Here is a 16,733-nt window from a genome sequence, read left to right on the forward strand (position 1 = left end):
CTCCTGACCCGATGTCGATGGCTCGCCTTACGGCCTGCCCACCTGGTTTGGGCTGGCCATCAGAGCGAGCCACCAGCGGATGCGGCTGGTCAGCAGCTGGTGCAGGCCGACGCGCAGGTGCTGCCGCAGTTGTCCTCGGTCATCTTGATGATGTGCTCGACGGTGCCACCGGCCTCGATGAACTCGATGTCGAGATCGAAGTCGTCGAGGGTGCCGCCCTCGACGTCGGGCTGGACCGTGGCGAGCTGGGCCATGACAACCTCCCTGGTTGGAGTGATAGGGGTCCCCGACGCTCCCCCCGGCATGGGCCGCTGAGGTGAGCGCCGAAGTCTTCTAGGACCAGGCGATGGCGAGGACGCCGTGTCGCTTGGTGCTGTGCCACCCGGTCAGGTCGCTGGTGTCGGCGGTGTTCGGGTGGTAGGTGATGTGGGCAGCGCCGCGCCGGTAGTAGCAGTCCGCCCAGGTGCGGATCATGGCGAGCAACTCGCCGCCGACCTGCTCGGCTTCCGGCCCGTGGGCGATGACACCGGTCTCGTAGCCGCTGACCGTTTGCGGATTCTCCCGCTTGATGCGATAGGCGAAGCTGCCGCCGCGCACCAGCGTCGGGGTGCCGTTGCGTACCGTGCGGTTGACTACGCCCTGATCGACCGCGGCCTGCGCGGCGTGCAGCATCGGCAGTTCCGGCCCGCTGGTCAGCAGGTACAGCTCCAGCTCGTCCGGCATGTCGAACGGCGTGTCCGACCAGCTCTCCACGGGCTTGGTGTTGAGCGCCTTGCGCAGCGCCGGCACGTCGAACGTGAGAGCGCTGTTCTGATCAAGGCGCAGCCCGACGTCGGGCGTGACCGGGATCAGCTGCTCGCTGGCGGCGCCGTCGCCCTGCATCGGCACGAACGAGCCGAGCCGGTAGCTGCTGGCCGTCAGCACCGACATGCCGGGGGTACGGTCGAAGGCGACCATGCGGGTGATCCCGGCGAAGCGCAGGGGAACGACGATCCGGCCGTCCGGGGTGAGCTGATCGAGCCAGGCGGGCGGGATGTCCCACGCCCCGACCGTGACGATGATCCGGTCATACGGCGCGTGCTGTGCCACGCCGTGCTCGGCGTCGGCGAGCACGACGTTGACCTGCTCGTACCCGGCCCGGCGCAGACCCGCTCGGGCACGGTCCACGACGTCGGCATCGATGTCCACGGTCGTCACCGAACCGGTCCGCCCGACGACCTCCGCGATCAGGGCGGCGTTGTAGCCACCCGAGCCGATCTCCAGCACGTTCATGCCCGGCCGTACCTCGGCCAGTTCTAGCTGGATGGCCTGAATGTGCGAGGCCGAGACCACGCTGGTCTGACGCCCCTGAGCGTCAATCTTGGGCACCAGGGTGCTGTTGGTCTGATACACCTTCTCCAGCGGTTCGCCGGGTGCGAACTCGTGCCGGGGCACCGCGTTCATCGCCGCGGCGACGCTGTCGGTGGTGATCAGACCTTCGTCGCGCAGCGTGCCCACCATGGCCTGGCGCAAGGTGGTGGCGTCGTCGACCTGCAATGTCATGGGAATCCTTTCAGGTAGCGGGGGCTGGCGGACTTGGCGTCCCGCTTCGCCCTATGGGTTTGGGCGGCTGGGTTGTTGCAACCTGGCCCAGCGAGGCTGGCCCGAGGCCAGAGTCAGCTGCTCGTGGGCCAGGAGATCGTCACCACGCCGTGGGTCTTGTTCATGACCGTGGCGTCGGCGCGAATCTGGGAGCGGTCGCCGCCGGCGGGCCAGTAGGCGAACGTCGGAGGCGTGTGCCGCCCGGCTCGGTCCCACGCCTGGATCTGTTCGATCAACGCGGCGGCGGCCACCTGCCCGTCGCGTCCGTAGGCGCGGGCACCGAACTCCGCCCCGGCGCCCTGCATCGCGTCCCGCAACACGAGGCAGGCGAGCCCGGCTCCGCGTACGACCGCGAACGGCAACCAGCGCTTCCGGGCAGCCAGGGCGCTGCCCTCGTCGGCGGCGAGGCGGCAGAACCCATCCAGGTACCACGCGAGCCACAGGTGCAGGTCGGCGAAGGAGATCCCGTGGCTGACCGTGACGCCAGACCACCACTCGGCCGCGCCGGCGTTCAGCACGCCATCGAGCTGAATCAGATCCGGGGGTGCGCCGGAGTCGAACGAAAGCTTGACCTTGCCGCCGGTGGTATCGGCTAGCTCGAGCACCTGGTTGGCGTGGCTGCCGGCGCCCTGCATCGGCACGAACCCGGCCACTTCGGCCGACGTGCTGACCAGCTGGTCGCCGTCGCGCCGGAACCCGATGGTGCGGGTGACCCCGTTCATGATCAGCGGCAGAACGAGCACGCCATCCGGAGCCAGTTGGCCAAGCCAGGCCGGGGCGATGTCCCACGCCCCGACCGTCACGATGATCGCGTCGAACGGCCCCTCGTCCGGCACGCCGTGCTCGGCGTCGGCGACCAGGACACGGACTCGGCTGCTGTAGCCGGTGGCGTCCAGCGCGGTCGCGGCCCGGTCGATGACCTCCGGGTCGATGTCGATGCTCACCACGCGGCCCTCCGGCCCGACGATCTCGGCGATGTAGGCCGCATTCAGCCCGCCCGAGCCGACCTCCAGCACCGTCATGCCAGGTCGCAGCTCGGCCAGTTCCAGCATCCGCGCCTGGATGTACGCCGCGGACACCGACGAGATCGCCATGCCGTGCTGATCGCGCTTGGTCACCACTGAGTTGTCGTAGGCGTAGGCGACCTCAAGCGGCGTACCGGCCGGCATGAACCGCTCCCGCGGCACCACGCGGACCGCCGCCTCCACGAGAGCCCTCGTGACCATCCCCTCATCGCGCAGCGTGTCCACCAGCGCGGCGCGCAGCTGGGCGGCGCGGTCGGCACTGGTGCGTGGCTCAGCCATCTGGGTCACTCGTACTTCCTTCTCATCGGGTCGGACAGGCACTCCTGCATTCGGGGCACGCCTGGTGCGGCGAATGCAGGAAGACAGGGTGCCGGCGGGAGCGCTGCGCTGGTTCCTGCGATGTCACGGACGCCAAACGACAGGAGTGGTTCGTCGTACCCATCGCCGCCCGAGCGGCTGTAGTACCGACGAGTTGTTCCGGGGGAGGGGCGTGCGGTCACGGCGGACCTCCTATCAGGGCGAGGCGGGCGGTCAGGCGTCCTGGTGCTGGTGGCCGTTGGTGGCGCACTCGCGCCAGATGCGAGACAGGTGCCGGGTCATGTGGGCGGTGGCGGGGTGGCCGGGGTGTTCGCGCCGGTGGGTGGTGATGGTGTCGGCGAGGAGGGTGCGGGCGGCTTGGCAGTGGCCGAGGGCGTGCAGGATGAGGGCGGTGGCTGCTTGGACGGCGAGGGTCTGCTGGGCGTGCGGGCCGTCGGTTTTGGTGAGGTGGCCGGTGAGTTCCCGGTAGAGGTGGTAGGCGCGCTGATGGTGTCCGCCGCGCGAGTGGGCAGCGGCGAGGACGTGGAGGGCGTGCAAGGCCCGCCGGTGGGTGGGCCCGTGGAGGTGGACCGTGCTGGCACGGGCGTAGGTGGCCCAGTCCATGGCGTCGGCGGGGTGGCCGAGGCGGAGTTGCAGTTCGGCTAGGAGGATGGCGGCTTCCGCGTGCAGCGGGTGAGCGGGCGCGGTGGCGGGGTCGACGCCGGTGAGGCTGGCGTGTAGGAGTTGCCGGGCGCGCAGCGGGTCGCTGAGGACCAGGGTGCGGGCGGTGGCGACACGCTGTGCGCGTTCGGCCTCGAACCGGCCGGGTTCGGGAACAGGGGTGGCGCGCCAGGTGAGGGTGACATCGCTGGGGGTGGCACCGACGGTGACGCGGGCGAGGACGCGGTGGGCGTGGACGGCTGCGAGGTGTGGCGGGATCGGCGTGCTGGTCGACGGGATGATCCGAGCGGCGCGCGCCAGGATCGCCCGACCGACCGTGTCGGCGACGGCCACGCTATCCAGGGGCCGGGGCCTGCAACCCTGCTGGCACTGGTAGCCCTGCCCAGAGTCGTGCGACTCGGCGTGAGCCATCGGCTGCTGGCAGAACCTGCAGTGCAGCAGTCCCGGCGGCAGGTACATCTCGCACGAGTCGGCGGCCGGCCTGCATGGCTGGAGCGCGACTGGGGCAGTCGCTTTGGTGACCCATTTCTGGACTAGGCGCGGGTCGAGGTTCATCTGACGGGCGACGGTGGTGACGGCGCCGTATGCCCTGACTCGGCGGGCATCCGTGACGCGCTGGACGACGGCGTCGATCAGGTCTGGAGGGTATCTGCTTGGAAAGGCCATGATTCGCGGAGCCAGTTTCAGGACGGGGGTGGTCAGCTGCCTGTGGATGTCACGGGTGGGGCTGTTAGTGACGGGAGCGATGGGGCTACACATGGAAGCCTTGCCAGCGGTTGTCGACCGGGCGGGCCGGGTTGATCGGCATGACACTGCTGCCGTGGCGAGCGTTGCGGCGCATCGGCTGCAGGGTCGGGCCGTCCGGCAGGGTGATCGCCGGCCGGGGTGTGTAGCCGTATCGGGCGAGCAGAGGCTCCTTGCCTGAGGGAACAGCGGTCCAGGACGGCAGGTCGATGCGGTCGAGGCGGCTGCGGTGGTGGGCCAGCAGCGCGACGCCACAGCCGCCCCGTTGGGCGTCGGTGCGGACGGCGAGGAACGCCAGGTGGTAGTGCGGTTCGGTGGGCTGTTTCTCGGCAAGGAGCGTGTCCAGCAGGTCGAAGCGGTCGGCGTTTGGTCCGGCGGCGTCGGTGAGCCTGGTCCGGTAGTTGGCCGGTGGCGGGATGGGCCGGTAACGGTGAAAACCCACGGTGGCGGCGGTGAGGTCATCGGTGAGGTGGATGTCGCCGAAGAACATCGCATGTTCTACCCAGATCGCGAAGACGTCGGCCAGCACCTGGCACCTCTGCCCTGGGTCGGGCACCAGCCACGCGGCGAGCGGTGTGGGGTGCAGGGCGTCGGCGATCAGCAGGGCGACCAGATCCTTGTCTGCCCAACGGGCGGCGCGAATGTGCACCAGGCTCTCCATCGGATTAGATGTCCTTGTGGTCTCGCTTCACCGGTACGTTGCGGTGGCGAGGTCACCGACGGCGGCGTCGAGGGCGGCGATGATGTCCCGCACCGACCGGTGGTGCTGGCCGGCGATGGCCTTCAGGTGCGCCGTCACGGTCGTACTGTCGTCGTTGAGGTAGAGGTGGCCGGTGAGGCCGAGGGTGGCGACGAGTCCGGCGAGTGCGGCGGTGTGGTTGTCGGGCTGCTCACGGCCTTGAGCGACGTACCGCAGGCGTGCGCGGGCGACGACCGCCCACTTGGTGTCGGTGGCGAGGTAGGTGTCGGTGCGGGCAAGGCCGCCGAGGCGCCGGCGAGTGACCTGCCGGAGGATCCCGGCGGCGACGAGTCCGGCGCGGGTGCGCTCGTATAGGTCGTCGGCGAAGCCGCGCAGGAACGCCTTCACCGGTGGTGCTGTACGCCCATAGCGGATGAAGCCGATGGCACTGTCCCCGATCAGGTCTCCGAGCGGTTGATCGGTGTGCAGGCGCAGCCACCGGTCTCCGGACAAACGGTCGTTGTTCGGGTCGAGGACGATCCGCCCGGCGAGAAACAGGTCGATCAGGACCGCGCCGGCCAGCCCCAACGCCAAGGCTTGGCGGTGGATGTGCGGGTGGCCGGCGTCGTCGTCATGGCCGAGCAGGAACAACTCATCGCGCAGCGGCAGCCGAGCAAAACTCATCGGCCCGCCCCTTCCGTGGTCTGGACGCAGCCTGCCGCAGGCTGGCACGCAACCTGGGCGGACGCCCACTTGCCGCCGCTGGTGGGTCCCGCGGATCCGATGAACATCAGTACCCAGCTGGCACTGGGCAGGGATGGTTCCCTGCGGATAGCGAGCCGAGGAGGTTCACTCACGAGCTGCTGCTCCTTTCATCCCGACCCCGGCGAGGAAGCCGGTGAGGAAGGGGCTGGCTGACGCGTGTCCCCTCTCGATCTGGTCCTCGGGATCAGGGCGCCACCGAGCAACAGGGACGAGCGCTGCGTTGCTCGCCGACTTCGCTGCTGGCGCGTCGGCAGGGACCATGGCGAAGTCGCCGAACAGCGCCTCGACCTCTGCGGGGGCGCGCAGTTGAAGTGGGGTAGGCGTGCGCTGATACAGCCTCTGCACCTCATCGGTCTGGCTTGTGGCCGTGCCGGAGGTCGCGTGGGAGATGACGAGGGCGCTGCCAGGGGGCATCGCGGCGCGGAGTGGTTCCACGATGGCGTTGACGTCGCCGGGGATGAAGTGCAGGACCGAGACGAAGAGGACGGCGACGGGACGGGTGAGGTCGATCAGCCGCTGCGTGGTGGGGTTCTGGAGGATGAAATCCGGAAAGCAGATGTCGGCCTGGATGACATCGACCCGCGGGTCGTTATCCAGCAGGGCCCTGGCGTGCGCCACGGCTACCGGCTCGACATCGACGTAGAGAACCCGTGCATCGATGTCGATGTGGTGGGCGATGTCGTGGACGTTGCCCACGGTCGGTATCCCCGAGCCGAGGTCGAGGAACTGGTGTATGCCCTGCTGGAGTGCGTAGCGGATGGCGCGGCGCAGGAACGCGCGGTTGGCGCGGGCCGCGTCGGCGACATGGGGTGCGACGGCGAGTATGGCATCGGCGGCGTGACGGTCCGCGGCGAAGTTGTGGCTGCCACCGAGGAAGTAGTCATACATCCGTGCGGCATTCGGACGAGTCAGGTCGACCTCGGCGGGTGCCCAGCTCATCGCCTCAGTTCCCATGGTCTTTCCCCGGTTGCTCGCTCGGGGCCTTGGCGATGTGGCGCAGCCGCTGGTGCACTCCCTCGTAGGGGCTCATGCCTGCCAAGATCGCCTTGTTGACGGCGGCGTGCATGGTGTAAAGCGGGTCGCAGACGTTGCCAGGTGCGGCTCGACCGGCCTGCGAGACGACCTGGTAAGCGTCAAGTAGCTCCAGGCCGGTCAGTTGTGCGGTCCAGGTAACCAGGTCGTGCTGGCTGATGCGGTAGGCGTCCTCAAGCGGACGGGCGGCGCCGATCGAGATGATCCGGTGGTCGGTCTCGATGCGCGGCCATGGTGTGGCCACGCCCTTGATCAGGTCGACAGCGACGGTGACGTTCATGGCTGTCTCCACCGCGACGCCGCACACCTCGCCCTGGCCTTGGCGGGCGTGGCCGTCGCCGATGGCGAACAGCGCCCCGGGGGCGTTGACGCCGAGGTACACGGTGGTGCCGGGGCGGATCTCCGGGGTGTCGAGGTTCCCGCCGTGCGCATCAGGTACGACCGTGGAGCGGGCTTCCCCGCCGGCCGGGGCCAGTCCCACGGTGCCGAGCATCGGCTCCAGGGGCATGACGATCGCATGACCGGAGCGGCGGGCGTGGAAGGTCACGGTGCCTGCCGCGGTGTCGATGGTGTAGCGCCACACCCGCTCCTCGAGCGGTGGGTGCAGCATCGGCGTGGTGTGGGTCGCGGTCAGTGCCCCGAAGTGCGGGAAGGTTGCTGACATGCCCCAGTCGCGGGCCGGGGTGATGGCAGCGAAGTGCAGCGCGAGGGTGTCGCCAGGTTCTGCGCCGAGCACGTGGAATGGGCCGGTGACGGGATTAAATGCTTGGCACACCTTCGACGGCAGGTCGTCCACGGTGCGCACGGCCCCGCCGAAGCAGTCCTCAGCGCTGGTGACAAGCAGGCTGCCCGGCTTGATCTCGGCGACCGCCGGGTGGGCGCCGAAGGTGTAATGCAGCTCGTCTTCGGTTGGCTGGTAGGTGACCGTGCTGGTCATGCCGCCTCCCGTCCGCTGGCAAGTCCGGACAGCTCGGGGCGGCGGCCGGCGGCGTACAAATTTGCCAGGGCCAGGAGGCCGAGGGTGAGCCAGACGAAGCCGAGGCGTTGGGCGGCCACGTTGGCGTTGACCACGACGTAGGCGAGGATGGCGAATCCGATGCCCGGAAGGATCAGGTGTGCGATCAGGTTGCGGCTGCGTCGGCGGACCAGGTAGTGCCAGACGACGGCGAGGTGCAGCACGAGGAACGCGGTCATCGCGCCGAAGTTGATCAGGCTGGACAGCAGTGCGATGCCATCGTCGCGCCAGTTCATGTAGAGGCCGATCGTCAGCGACACCAGCGCAGTGAGGGTGATGGCGTGGGTGGGCACGCTGTGGCGCACCGACACCTTGGCCAGGAACTTCGGCAGCTGCCGGTCGCGGGCCATGGCGTACAGCAGCCGCGAGGTGGCGACCTGCGCGACGAGGGAGTTCGCCACGCCCCAGGCGACGGCCGTGGCGACCGCGCACAGGGTGGCCAGCCAGGGACCACCGGCGAGCCGGGCGGCGTCGTAGAACGCGGTGCCTTCCGGATCGCCATTGACGAGGAGGCCATCCGGGTTGGGCAGCAGCAGCGCGGCCATCCAGGTCTGGGCGATGAACAGCAATCCGGCCACACCCAACGCCGCGGCCATGGCCCGGCCGATCTGCCCCGCGCCGCCCTTGTTCTCCTCGGCCAGCATCGAGATGCCGTCGAAGCCGAGGAAGCTGAGCACGGCGATCGACACCGCGCCGAACACCAGCGCCCAGGTGAACGTGTCGGGGTTGTAGATCGGCGCCCAGGAGAAGCCCTGTCCCTTGCCTTGCGTGAGGGCGCGGCCCGCGGCGGCAAGGAAGATCACCAGGACGATGATTTCGCCGACGAGCATCACTCGGGTGATCAGGGCGGTCATCCGGATTCCCCGGTAGTTGACCAGGGTGTTCACCAGCACGAAGCCGACCAGCCAGACCCACACTGGAACCGCAGGCACGGTGGAGTGCATCGCCACCGCCGCGATCAAGTACAGCAGGCTCGGCACCAGCACGTAGTCCAGCAGGATCGCCCAGCCAGCGAGGAACCCGACCGGTGCGCCGATCCCTCGCCCGGCGTAGTTGTACACACTCCCGGCAAGGGGAAACGCCTTGACCATCTGGGCGTATGAGGCGGCAGTGAACACCAGCGCCGCCATGCCGATGACGTACGCCAGCGCGACCATCCCGCCGGCGCCGGAGTAGACGGATCCGAAGATGCCCATGGGCGCGATCGGCACCATGAACACCAGCCCGTAGAAGAGCAGGTCGGCGAAGCCGAGTGAGCGGCGCAGCTCCGGTCGGTATCCGAACCGCGAGGAGTCGGGCGACGCCTGCGCCAAGCCGATCTCCGGCGGAGGCGCTGTCTGCCTAGTGTGCATGCTGTTTCATTCCTTCCTGTCGGTCAGCGACGCCAGCTCACTTCCGCCAGTGCTAGAGCTGGCCAAACGGCGGCAGCGGCTTCGAAGGCAGACGCATCGCCGGGAGCTGCTGAATCGGTTGCTAGAGGCGCCAGATCATGGACAAGTCCTGGGCGCAGCCGCCGAGAAGTACGGGCGACCGACAATCGGCGGATGATGGGCCAAGTTCCTCGGACGCGGCGTCCGCCACCAAACCCGGTGCCGGCGCCGCCGGCTCCAGAACGAACTGTTCGATGTCCTCGGCATCCACGGCCGGTCAGCTGGCAACCGCAGGGCCCCCGGGTAGTCCCGCTGACCGAGCACTCCGAACGGGCTGCAGCGCGTGCCGCAACCGCGCCAGCGCGGCAGACCCTCGAGGGTGAAGACCCCCGAGACAGGTGATCCGGGCTGCGCCAGCCACTCACCACCGCGGCCGGAAGCGGCACAGCGAGCGCGGTCACGCACGCTGTCGCTTCGCACGTCGACGACCACGAGGACACCTCCACCATCACCGCTGCTCGCAAACGCGAGGGCTGCCACAGCAGTGGAGGTAGCGCGAAGCCGCAGCGCCCATCCATCGCCGTGGTCGTCTGTGCGACCAGCCTGCGGGTTCGGCCTGTCCCATGACGATGCGTGGACGTTCTAGTGTTGTCCTAGTTTCAGCTCGTCTGCGCCCGCCGTCGTCTACTACGCTGCCGACTGCGACAATGACGCTGAGTGCATAGCCTGGGGGATATCCCGTGGAGACGGTACGGCGGTGGACCGGCCGCGAGGCGAGAGCACTACGCCTGGCCCTGCGCATGAGCGTGCGTGGCTTCGCCGAGCACTTGGGCGTCAATCCGGCGGCCGTCTCCAACTGGGAGAAACGCGGTACCGCGACCCGCATGCGCTATGAGACCCAGCAGATGCTCGATGTCGATCTGGCGCGGTCGCCGATCGAGGTCAAGCAGCGGTTCGCCCAGACCCTTAAAGCGTCAGCGGCCGCAAGTTCGAGCGCCTCGCGCCCGCCTGCCGACAGCCCCGGGCCCGCAATACAAGATCTCGGCGCCCGTTCCAGGGAACGGACGGCTGCCATCCTCGCGGCGCTCGGTGGCCAGCAGCCCGACGACCTCGTGTACACGCCTCCGGCCGACGTCCAGCGGCAGGTTGCGGACTTCCTCGCCTCGGCGGCGCGCGTCTACCTGGTCGCTGGCCCCCCGGGCTGCGGCAAGACCAGCTTCACGCGCCATCTGGCGTCTCAGGCTCCTGGGGTGGATGTTCAGCTGCTGACCGCGGACTCATGGACCGAGGACATCGACCTGGCTCGGGAGATCCTCCGCTACGGCTCCCTGCCGGCCGGCGAGGATCCGCTGCTGACCCTAGAGGATGAGAGCCGGAGCCTGTCCAGGCCGCTGCTCGTCGTCATCGACAGCCCGCAGTCCCGCGCCGTGGTGGACAAGGTCTGCCGCCAGCTCGACGGCACGCTGCGACAGGCGCTCTCGGGCAACCTGAGGTTCCTCCTCGTTCTACGCACACCGCCGGACGTCGAGCTCGCGCCCTACCCCGTCCTGGCCGCAGCGGTCATGCCCGGACAGGATCATGGTGCCGGCCCGTCGCTGCGGCTGGGCCGCTGGGACGCCGGCACGGCCCGCGACGTGTGGAACGCGCAGCGGGATGCAAGCGAGCCCCCGTTCGACGCCCTGCCCCCGAAGATTCGTAACTTGGCTCGCCTGCCGCTGTACATGAGCCTCATCCGGGCCGCGAAGTCGACCGAGCCGCTCGGGCAAACCAACGCCTACCGGCTCGTGGAATTCTGCGTCGCCTCGATCTTGAAGGCGGCGGGCCTGGACGTCGAACGTGCGACGGCGGATCTGACGGCACTCGCGCGACGGCAGCTCGCCTCCGCATGGCCGCACCACCTCCTTCCCGCAATCCAAGGCGACCCGCCAGGGAACGTTGGTGACCTCACCGTGTCCTCGGTCGCGAGGCTCGTGCGGTCCGGCCCGTTCGGCGGCTTGATGTTCCATCACGACGTCATTCGTGAGTACCTCTTCGCACGGTGGCTCGCCCAGCTCATCGAGTCCCATGGACGCTCGACCGTCACCATCGAGCTGCTCAACGACCTGGCCGCTCGCACGAGCACGTCGGCCGACCTGCGAGGAGTCCTGGAATTCCTCTTGCAGGGCTTGGATGCGACCTCACCGGAGCTGCTGGCCGCCGTCGCGCAGTCACCGTCGGTCAGCATCACCGAAACACTGCCATTGATGCTCGACCTCACCAGCGATGCCCCCGCCTTCGCCACGGCCGAGGTGCTGCGCGTGTGCGCCTCCCGGTGCCTGCACGACAACGGCCTTCCCCTCGCCAGAGCTCTCCTGCACACCAGCGCAGCCGCCTCGGCGCTCGGTGCGGAGTACCCCCGGTGGATGCTGCGGGTGCTGCGCCGCTTCGGCCCGGCAGTATGGTCCGACATCGTGGCGTGCGTGGAGACGCGGCTGCCCATCGCGGCCATCCACGACTTCGTCCGTCTCGCGCAACTCGACACCGTTGAAGACGCGGTGTTCATCGCCCGACACTTCTACGTCTTCCTCGCCACCGACGACGGCGGTTCCCAAGAACTGAAGACACTGCTGGCCCACCCAGACTGGCGAGCCCGGGCCGCCCTCGCCGAGGGGATCCGAGCAGGCCGTGCCATCCCACACCACACGATGGCCTCGATCATGGAATCGTTGGCCGCGGACCGCGACTACAAGGTCCGCGCAGCCGTCGCCGAAGCCGTCGGCCGCTCGACCGCACCCGGCGTGGAACACCTACTCGCCGCTCTCCTCGACGACCGGAACTGGCACGTCCGCGAGCGCCTCCTCCAAGGGCTTGCCGCCCGAGTCGGACACGACGACTCTGCCGCCGGCCTGGTCATCAGGGCCCAGGGAGCATGGCGAAACGGTCCCCGCAACGTCCGAGTCGCCGCGCAGCGGCTCCTACTCAAATCCGGCAGGCAACCGATCCAAGACGAGGATTCGTCTCGCAGCGCCCTGTTCGGCCTGCTACGAGAAATCCGCGCCGGCACCCTACGGCTACCCACGAACGTCCAATCCGCTCTGGTCAACCAGGGCGTCGCCTCGGCCGACTGGCTCGTTCGCACCGAAGCCAACCTGCTCGCCCCCTCCGCCACGGCCACGAGCACAGCAACAGGCATCAGCAAGGAAGCCTTCCGCCGTCTCCGAGACAGACGCGCACTTCAAGTCGCGCTCGATGTCCGCGACGTCGATCACGCCATCACCGTCGCACTGGCCGCCGCTACCGCTGGCGTGCAATTCATCGAAATCGGCGACCCGCTCATCAAGAGCATCGGAATTCAAGCCATCAGCGCCATCAAGCAGCGAACCCCTGGCGCGTGGATCGTCGCCGAGATGATGTCCGCAGACTGGGGACGCGATCAGGTGGTCCTCGCGACCGAGGCCGGAGCTGATGTCGTGCTGCTCATCGGACCCGCCAGCACTGCCAGCGTGTCCGCAGCCGTCGAAGCGAGCAAACGCCTCGCCGTCCCCATCGTCATCGACGTGCCCGAAGGCCGGCTGATCCAACGCTGGGTCCAGGACATGGAACGCGCGGGAGTCGACGGCTTCGCCATCACCACAAACATCGACCTGGGCGTAGCCGGTTTCCACCCTCTCGACCAGGCGCAACTCATCAGGTCATGGACCAAGCTGCCGGTCGCGGTCTCCGGCGGCTTCGAACCCACGGACGTCGAAGCCAGCAGACGACACTCATGGGACATCCTCGTCGTCGGTCGCGGAGTCACCGACTCCCTGGATCCCGCCGTTGCCGCGCGGGACCTCGCCGCATCGATCGAACTCACCGAAGGAAACCGTTCATGATCATCGCCCCACTCACGGTCGACCGCGTCCCCGACCTCGAGAAACTGCTGGCACTGGGAGAGCCGTACATCAGGCTTCGGGGTTCATCGGACTACTGGTTGTACGCCACGCTGTTCGCCAATACCTGCCCACTTGCCATCATCGATGGAGAGGTCGTCGGCAGCGTGATCGCCTTCCGAAGCCAGGTCGACCCGTCAGAGATCTACCTGCAGGACGTGATGACGCACCCAAGTCACCGCCGGACAGGAATCACGCGGGCGCTCGTAGAGGAAGTTGACCGCCAAGGCGCTCTCTGGGGATGCCGGCGCCTCTTCCTCACATCAGAGCCGGACAACCACGCCGCGCACGGAGCGTGGCTCGCCATGGGTTTCAGCAATGTTCCCGGAGACACGACCGAGCAAGGCGTATCTGTGATCTACGACTACAAGGGGCCGGGGAAGCACCGCGCCGTCTATGAGCGATCGATCGGTGCCTAGCATCAAGTGGCCCGCGCAGATCACCGTCGAGACGTGCACGGCGAGGTAGACCTCGACATGGTGTGATGCCAGTCGGCGAGGGGGTCGTACCGGCGAGATCTTCGGCTCGCGCGCAGCCGTGCAGGCAGGTAAAGGCTTGCTCGCTGCGGCGAGACGTGTCCTCCAGCCCGCCGCATGTCGCGCTGCTCACGTCAACGCGGACAGGGTCCCCTGCCCGCCGAGCTCGGGCTGGCGGCCGCGCAGCGGCTGCGCCCGGCCTGGTTGGGCGGGCGTAGGTCACGCGGCGTGTGGTGGGACAGCGGGCTGGTAGTGAAGGCGTAGGAGGCGGGCGCACCATGTCCGCGCGCCGAACCTTTCTCGTGTCCGACCCGTGCCTATAGCCCCTGAGCGATAGCAGCCGTTGAATGAGACGGGAGGCGCCCAGAACATGGCAGGGCAACGACTACCCGAGATGCCTTGCATCAGGCGCACTTCCCCGTTGCCGACGCTGGTGATCGTCCGCGGCAACTCGGGCAGCGGCAAGACGACCGCGGCCCGCGAGGTCCGTCGCCGCTACGGCCGCGGGTGCGCTCTGATTGAGCAGGACTACCTGCGCCGGGTCATGCTGTGCGAGCACGACAGCAGCCGTACCAATCCGGTCGCTCCCACGTTCATCACCGCCACAGCCAAGACAGCGCTCGATCTGGGCTACCACGTGGTCCTGGAGGGCATCCTGCACACCGGCCGCTACGGGGCCGTCCTGCGGCAACTCATCGCCGAGCACACCGGCCCGACGCACGTCTACTACCTCGACGTGTGCTTCGAGGAGACCATCCGCCGCCACCAGACACGCGCCGAACCGATCAACGTCACACCCGAGCAGATGCGCGAGTGGTACAGCGCTCGGGACTTGCTCGACGTGCCTGGCGAGCGCATCATCCCCGAGACCTCCACGTTCGAGCAGACCGTTACCACCATCCTTACGACCAGTGGCCTGGCAGGCAGCCCACCCTTGACGCCATGCCCGAACCGGTGCCCCCACTGCGCTGCGAAAGCCCAATGAGCGCCAGCGCGGCGCCGGAGTTCTGAGGCGTGGGCTACCACCGCCGCTGTCCTACGAACACCGGCCCTTCGACCTCACCGTGGCCGACGGCGAACCCTCGCCCGTCGGTTGGACCATTCGCGATGCACTTCTGGGCCGGCGCACCGGGCCGAGCGAGATTGTGGCGGAACGTCCGGCCCATACTCGGCGACGGCAGGCAGGGTAGGCAGCTCGACGAACGGATCTCCGCCCTCGCCGCTAGCCGAGCCGCCCGACCGGGCAGCTAGCCGCCGACTCGTTGTGCCGCACCATTTCGGGCAGCTCAGCTAGCGAGTCGAGCCGGAACAGGCAGCGCTCGCTGACGGCCTTGTCGCCGACGCCGAGTGTCGACCGGTTCGGCCATGTCACCGTCCGCACGAACTGCTACTCCGGTTCCGGTGCACCTGGTTAGCCGCCAGGTCAGGGCCCAGCGCCCGCCACCGCAACTGTCCGGAAAGTGGTTGCAGGTGGCGGTCATTGCATCGCACTCCGTTGCTCGAGCTTTGTGCGTAATGGAGTTGACCGAAGCCTTCGGCACTCGCGGTTAATCCCTTACTGCGACTCACCCACGTTCTGTCACGCTGCAGCGTCTCAGTGCGCAATGGATGACCAAAACGACTCTTTGGTGTTGAAAGACACCCTTGCGCGGTCATACGTTCCGACTGGTGTCGATACAGCGGAGAAAGGGGGGTGCTGCAATGCGTAAGGGCGTCGAATGGGGCTGAGCACCCGTCGCATACCTGCTACTGTGGACGATCTGCTTGGAAGGGCTGGGGCTGATGATCACGGGGGATTGATTGATGCCGATCCAGCGTGGAAAATGGGCGCTGGGCCTGTTGACATCCATCGTTTTCGTTTCGGCGCTGGCGTGCCTTGTGTGGGCTGTTAAACACGCGGGGCGGCCGGCGCCTTACTATTCCGTCTACCTCTTGATGGGCGCTGCGCTCATGGCGGTCGGCGCGATTTGCTCAGCGCCGCTTCCACAACGGGTTCCGATCCGGATCACCTTGACGCCTACGGCGTGTCTGGTTTGTGCCTCGGCTCTGCCGGTTCCGTGGGTCGTCCTGTGCACGGCGGCCGGGGTTACTGTGGCGCGACTCGTAATGAGCCGTTCCCGGTCGTCCGGCCTACACAAAGTGCTCCACAACAGCAGTATGGATATCGTCACCGCGGCAGCGGCGGGGTCGGTGATGTATGCCTTTGGCGCCCAGCCCGGCTTCACTGAGCATGCTCTCGGCAGCCCGGACCTGCTCCGGCAGGTGGTCGCTTTCCCTATCGCGGCGGTGGCGGTGCTGGCTCTGGAAGAGCTGGTCACGATGACCACGGTCACATTGGCGACCAGAAGGCCCTTTCTGGCGGTCCTGCGCCACCTATGGCGGACCCGCCTGATCGTTGCCGTCGGAGAAACCGTCACTGCAGGCATCGTTGCGGTCGTTACTGGGCTTGACCTGCGAGCGCTGATAGCGCTGCCGGCGGTGATGCTTATCGTGCACCTCGCGTTGACTTATCGACTTCGGATCCGCGAGGAGCGACGTGCTTGGGAGGACCTGGCGGTGCTGAGCGACGCATTGTCCGCCCGGGATCTCGAGTTCGTTCTTCGCACCGCCGCCGCCGGAGCGGTAAGGCTGTTCGGTGCTCGGGCCGCAGACATCGAGGTCGATGGCGGCAAACGGCTGGTGCGTGCTGGTGGCGACGCTGGCGACGCTCGGGTGGTGTTTGACGGGCCGGCCTCCGATGCTCCCGACGTCGTCGAGTCGCGGCCAACGGTGCGGTCCGAGTTCGGGGACTACGCGACCGGGCTGCACGGTGTGGTGCGGTTGTATTTCGGCGGGGCCGGCGACGAACTGTCAGCGCGAGAGCGTGTCACCCTACGAACGTTCACTGCCACCCTGGCAACGAGTCTGGACAACGCGCACGCGTACGACCTGCTGGCGCAGGAAGCGCGCCGGCATGAGGTGGCAGCCACCCAGGATCCGGACACCGGCCTGTTTAATCGCAGAACGCTGCTGTCCCGCGTCGCCGAGATCGCCACCGGGACGTGCCATGTGGTCGCGGTTCGCCTAGTACTCCAGCCGGGGATTGTGATCACGGCTCGGTGAGGGCTTGTCGGGTGTAGTGGCTGGTCATGGCTTGGGCTTGGTGGCGTCGTCGGCG

General features: G+C 68.0%; 14 protein-coding genes. 4 read left to right on the top strand and 10 right to left on the bottom strand.

Going from position 1 to position 16,733, the window contains the following annotated elements; translation table 11 throughout:
• Nucleotides 1-89: 89 nt before the first annotated feature.
• From FB454_RS32190 to FB454_RS32230, 9 genes are all read right to left on the bottom strand, one after another.
• The gene (locus tag FB454_RS32190) at nucleotides 90-254 is read right to left on the bottom strand and encodes an FxLD family lanthipeptide (RefSeq protein WP_082171406.1); all 165 of its coding nucleotides are present in this window, start codon (nucleotides 252-254) and stop codon (nucleotides 90-92) included.
• Between the two features lie 79 nt (nucleotides 255-333).
• Nucleotides 334-1,542, bottom strand: a complete 1,209-nt coding sequence (gene fxlM / locus FB454_RS32195) for a methyltransferase, FxLD system (RefSeq protein WP_091331263.1) — start codon at nucleotides 1,540-1,542, stop codon at nucleotides 334-336.
• Nucleotides 1,543-1,655: 113 nt separating this feature from the next.
• A complete protein-coding gene (gene fxlM / locus FB454_RS32200) occupies nucleotides 1,656-2,885 on the bottom strand; it encodes a methyltransferase, FxLD system (protein WP_387034047.1) in 1,230 nt (409 codons plus the stop codon).
• A gap of 252 nt (nucleotides 2,886-3,137) precedes the next feature.
• Nucleotides 3,138-3,917: a hypothetical protein gene (locus tag FB454_RS32205; protein ID WP_141722614.1), complete on the bottom strand. Its 780-nt coding sequence runs from the start codon at nucleotides 3,915-3,917 to the stop codon at nucleotides 3,138-3,140.
• Nucleotides 3,918-4,335: 418 nt separating this feature from the next.
• Nucleotides 4,336-4,989, bottom strand: coding sequence for a GNAT family N-acetyltransferase (locus FB454_RS32210; RefSeq protein ID WP_091331266.1), 654 nt, complete (start codon nucleotides 4,987-4,989; stop codon nucleotides 4,336-4,338).
• A gap of 27 nt (nucleotides 4,990-5,016) precedes the next feature.
• Nucleotides 5,017-5,691, bottom strand: a complete 675-nt coding sequence (locus tag FB454_RS32215; RefSeq protein WP_091331267.1) for a GOLPH3/VPS74 family protein — start codon at nucleotides 5,689-5,691, stop codon at nucleotides 5,017-5,019.
• Between the two features lie 165 nt (nucleotides 5,692-5,856).
• The gene (locus FB454_RS32220) at nucleotides 5,857-6,726 is read right to left on the bottom strand and encodes an SAM-dependent methyltransferase (RefSeq protein ID WP_230650685.1); all 870 of its coding nucleotides are present in this window, start codon (nucleotides 6,724-6,726) and stop codon (nucleotides 5,857-5,859) included.
• Entirely contained in the window at nucleotides 6,716-7,741 is a 1,026-nt protein-coding gene (locus FB454_RS32225) for an acetamidase/formamidase family protein (RefSeq protein ID WP_091331269.1), read from the bottom strand. Before FB454_RS32225 ends, FB454_RS32220 begins: the two co-directional genes overlap by 11 nt.
• Complete coding sequence (locus tag FB454_RS32230) at nucleotides 7,738-9,171, bottom strand: APC family permease (protein WP_091331270.1); 1,434 nt, start codon at nucleotides 9,169-9,171, stop codon at nucleotides 7,738-7,740. Before FB454_RS32230 ends, FB454_RS32225 begins: the two co-directional genes overlap by 4 nt.
• Nucleotides 9,172-9,929: 758 nt before the next feature.
• On the opposite strand from FB454_RS32230, the gene FB454_RS32240 reads away from it, so the two are divergent.
• The 3 genes from FB454_RS32240 (at nucleotide 9,930) to FB454_RS32250 (ending at nucleotide 14,561) form a co-directional block, all read left to right on the top strand.
• Entirely contained in the window at nucleotides 9,930-13,043 is a 3,114-nt protein-coding gene (locus FB454_RS32240) for an orotidine 5'-phosphate decarboxylase / HUMPS family protein (protein WP_230650682.1), read from the top strand.
• Nucleotides 13,040-13,519: a GNAT family N-acetyltransferase gene (locus FB454_RS32245; protein ID WP_091331271.1), complete on the top strand. Its 480-nt coding sequence runs from the start codon at nucleotides 13,040-13,042 to the stop codon at nucleotides 13,517-13,519. The genes FB454_RS32240 and FB454_RS32245 overlap by 4 nt, the downstream gene beginning before the upstream one ends.
• A gap of 451 nt (nucleotides 13,520-13,970) precedes the next feature.
• The gene (locus FB454_RS32250; protein ID WP_091331272.1) at nucleotides 13,971-14,561 is read left to right on the top strand and encodes an AAA family ATPase; all 591 of its coding nucleotides are present in this window, start codon (nucleotides 13,971-13,973) and stop codon (nucleotides 14,559-14,561) included.
• Nucleotides 14,562-14,798: 237 nt separating this feature from the next.
• Here FB454_RS32250 and FB454_RS35130 read toward each other — a convergent pair whose 3' ends face one another.
• A complete protein-coding gene (locus tag FB454_RS35130; protein WP_176739664.1) occupies nucleotides 14,799-14,957 on the bottom strand; it encodes a hypothetical protein in 159 nt (52 codons plus the stop codon).
• 422 nt (nucleotides 14,958-15,379) lie between these two features.
• Here FB454_RS35130 and FB454_RS32255 point away from each other — a divergent pair, with 422 nt between their 5' ends.
• The gene (locus FB454_RS32255; protein ID WP_145824146.1) at nucleotides 15,380-16,678 is read left to right on the top strand and encodes a hypothetical protein; all 1,299 of its coding nucleotides are present in this window, start codon (nucleotides 15,380-15,382) and stop codon (nucleotides 16,676-16,678) included.
• Nucleotides 16,679-16,733 lie beyond the last annotated feature (55 nt).

It is taken from the genome of Micromonospora sp. CNZ297, assembly GCF_007827625.1.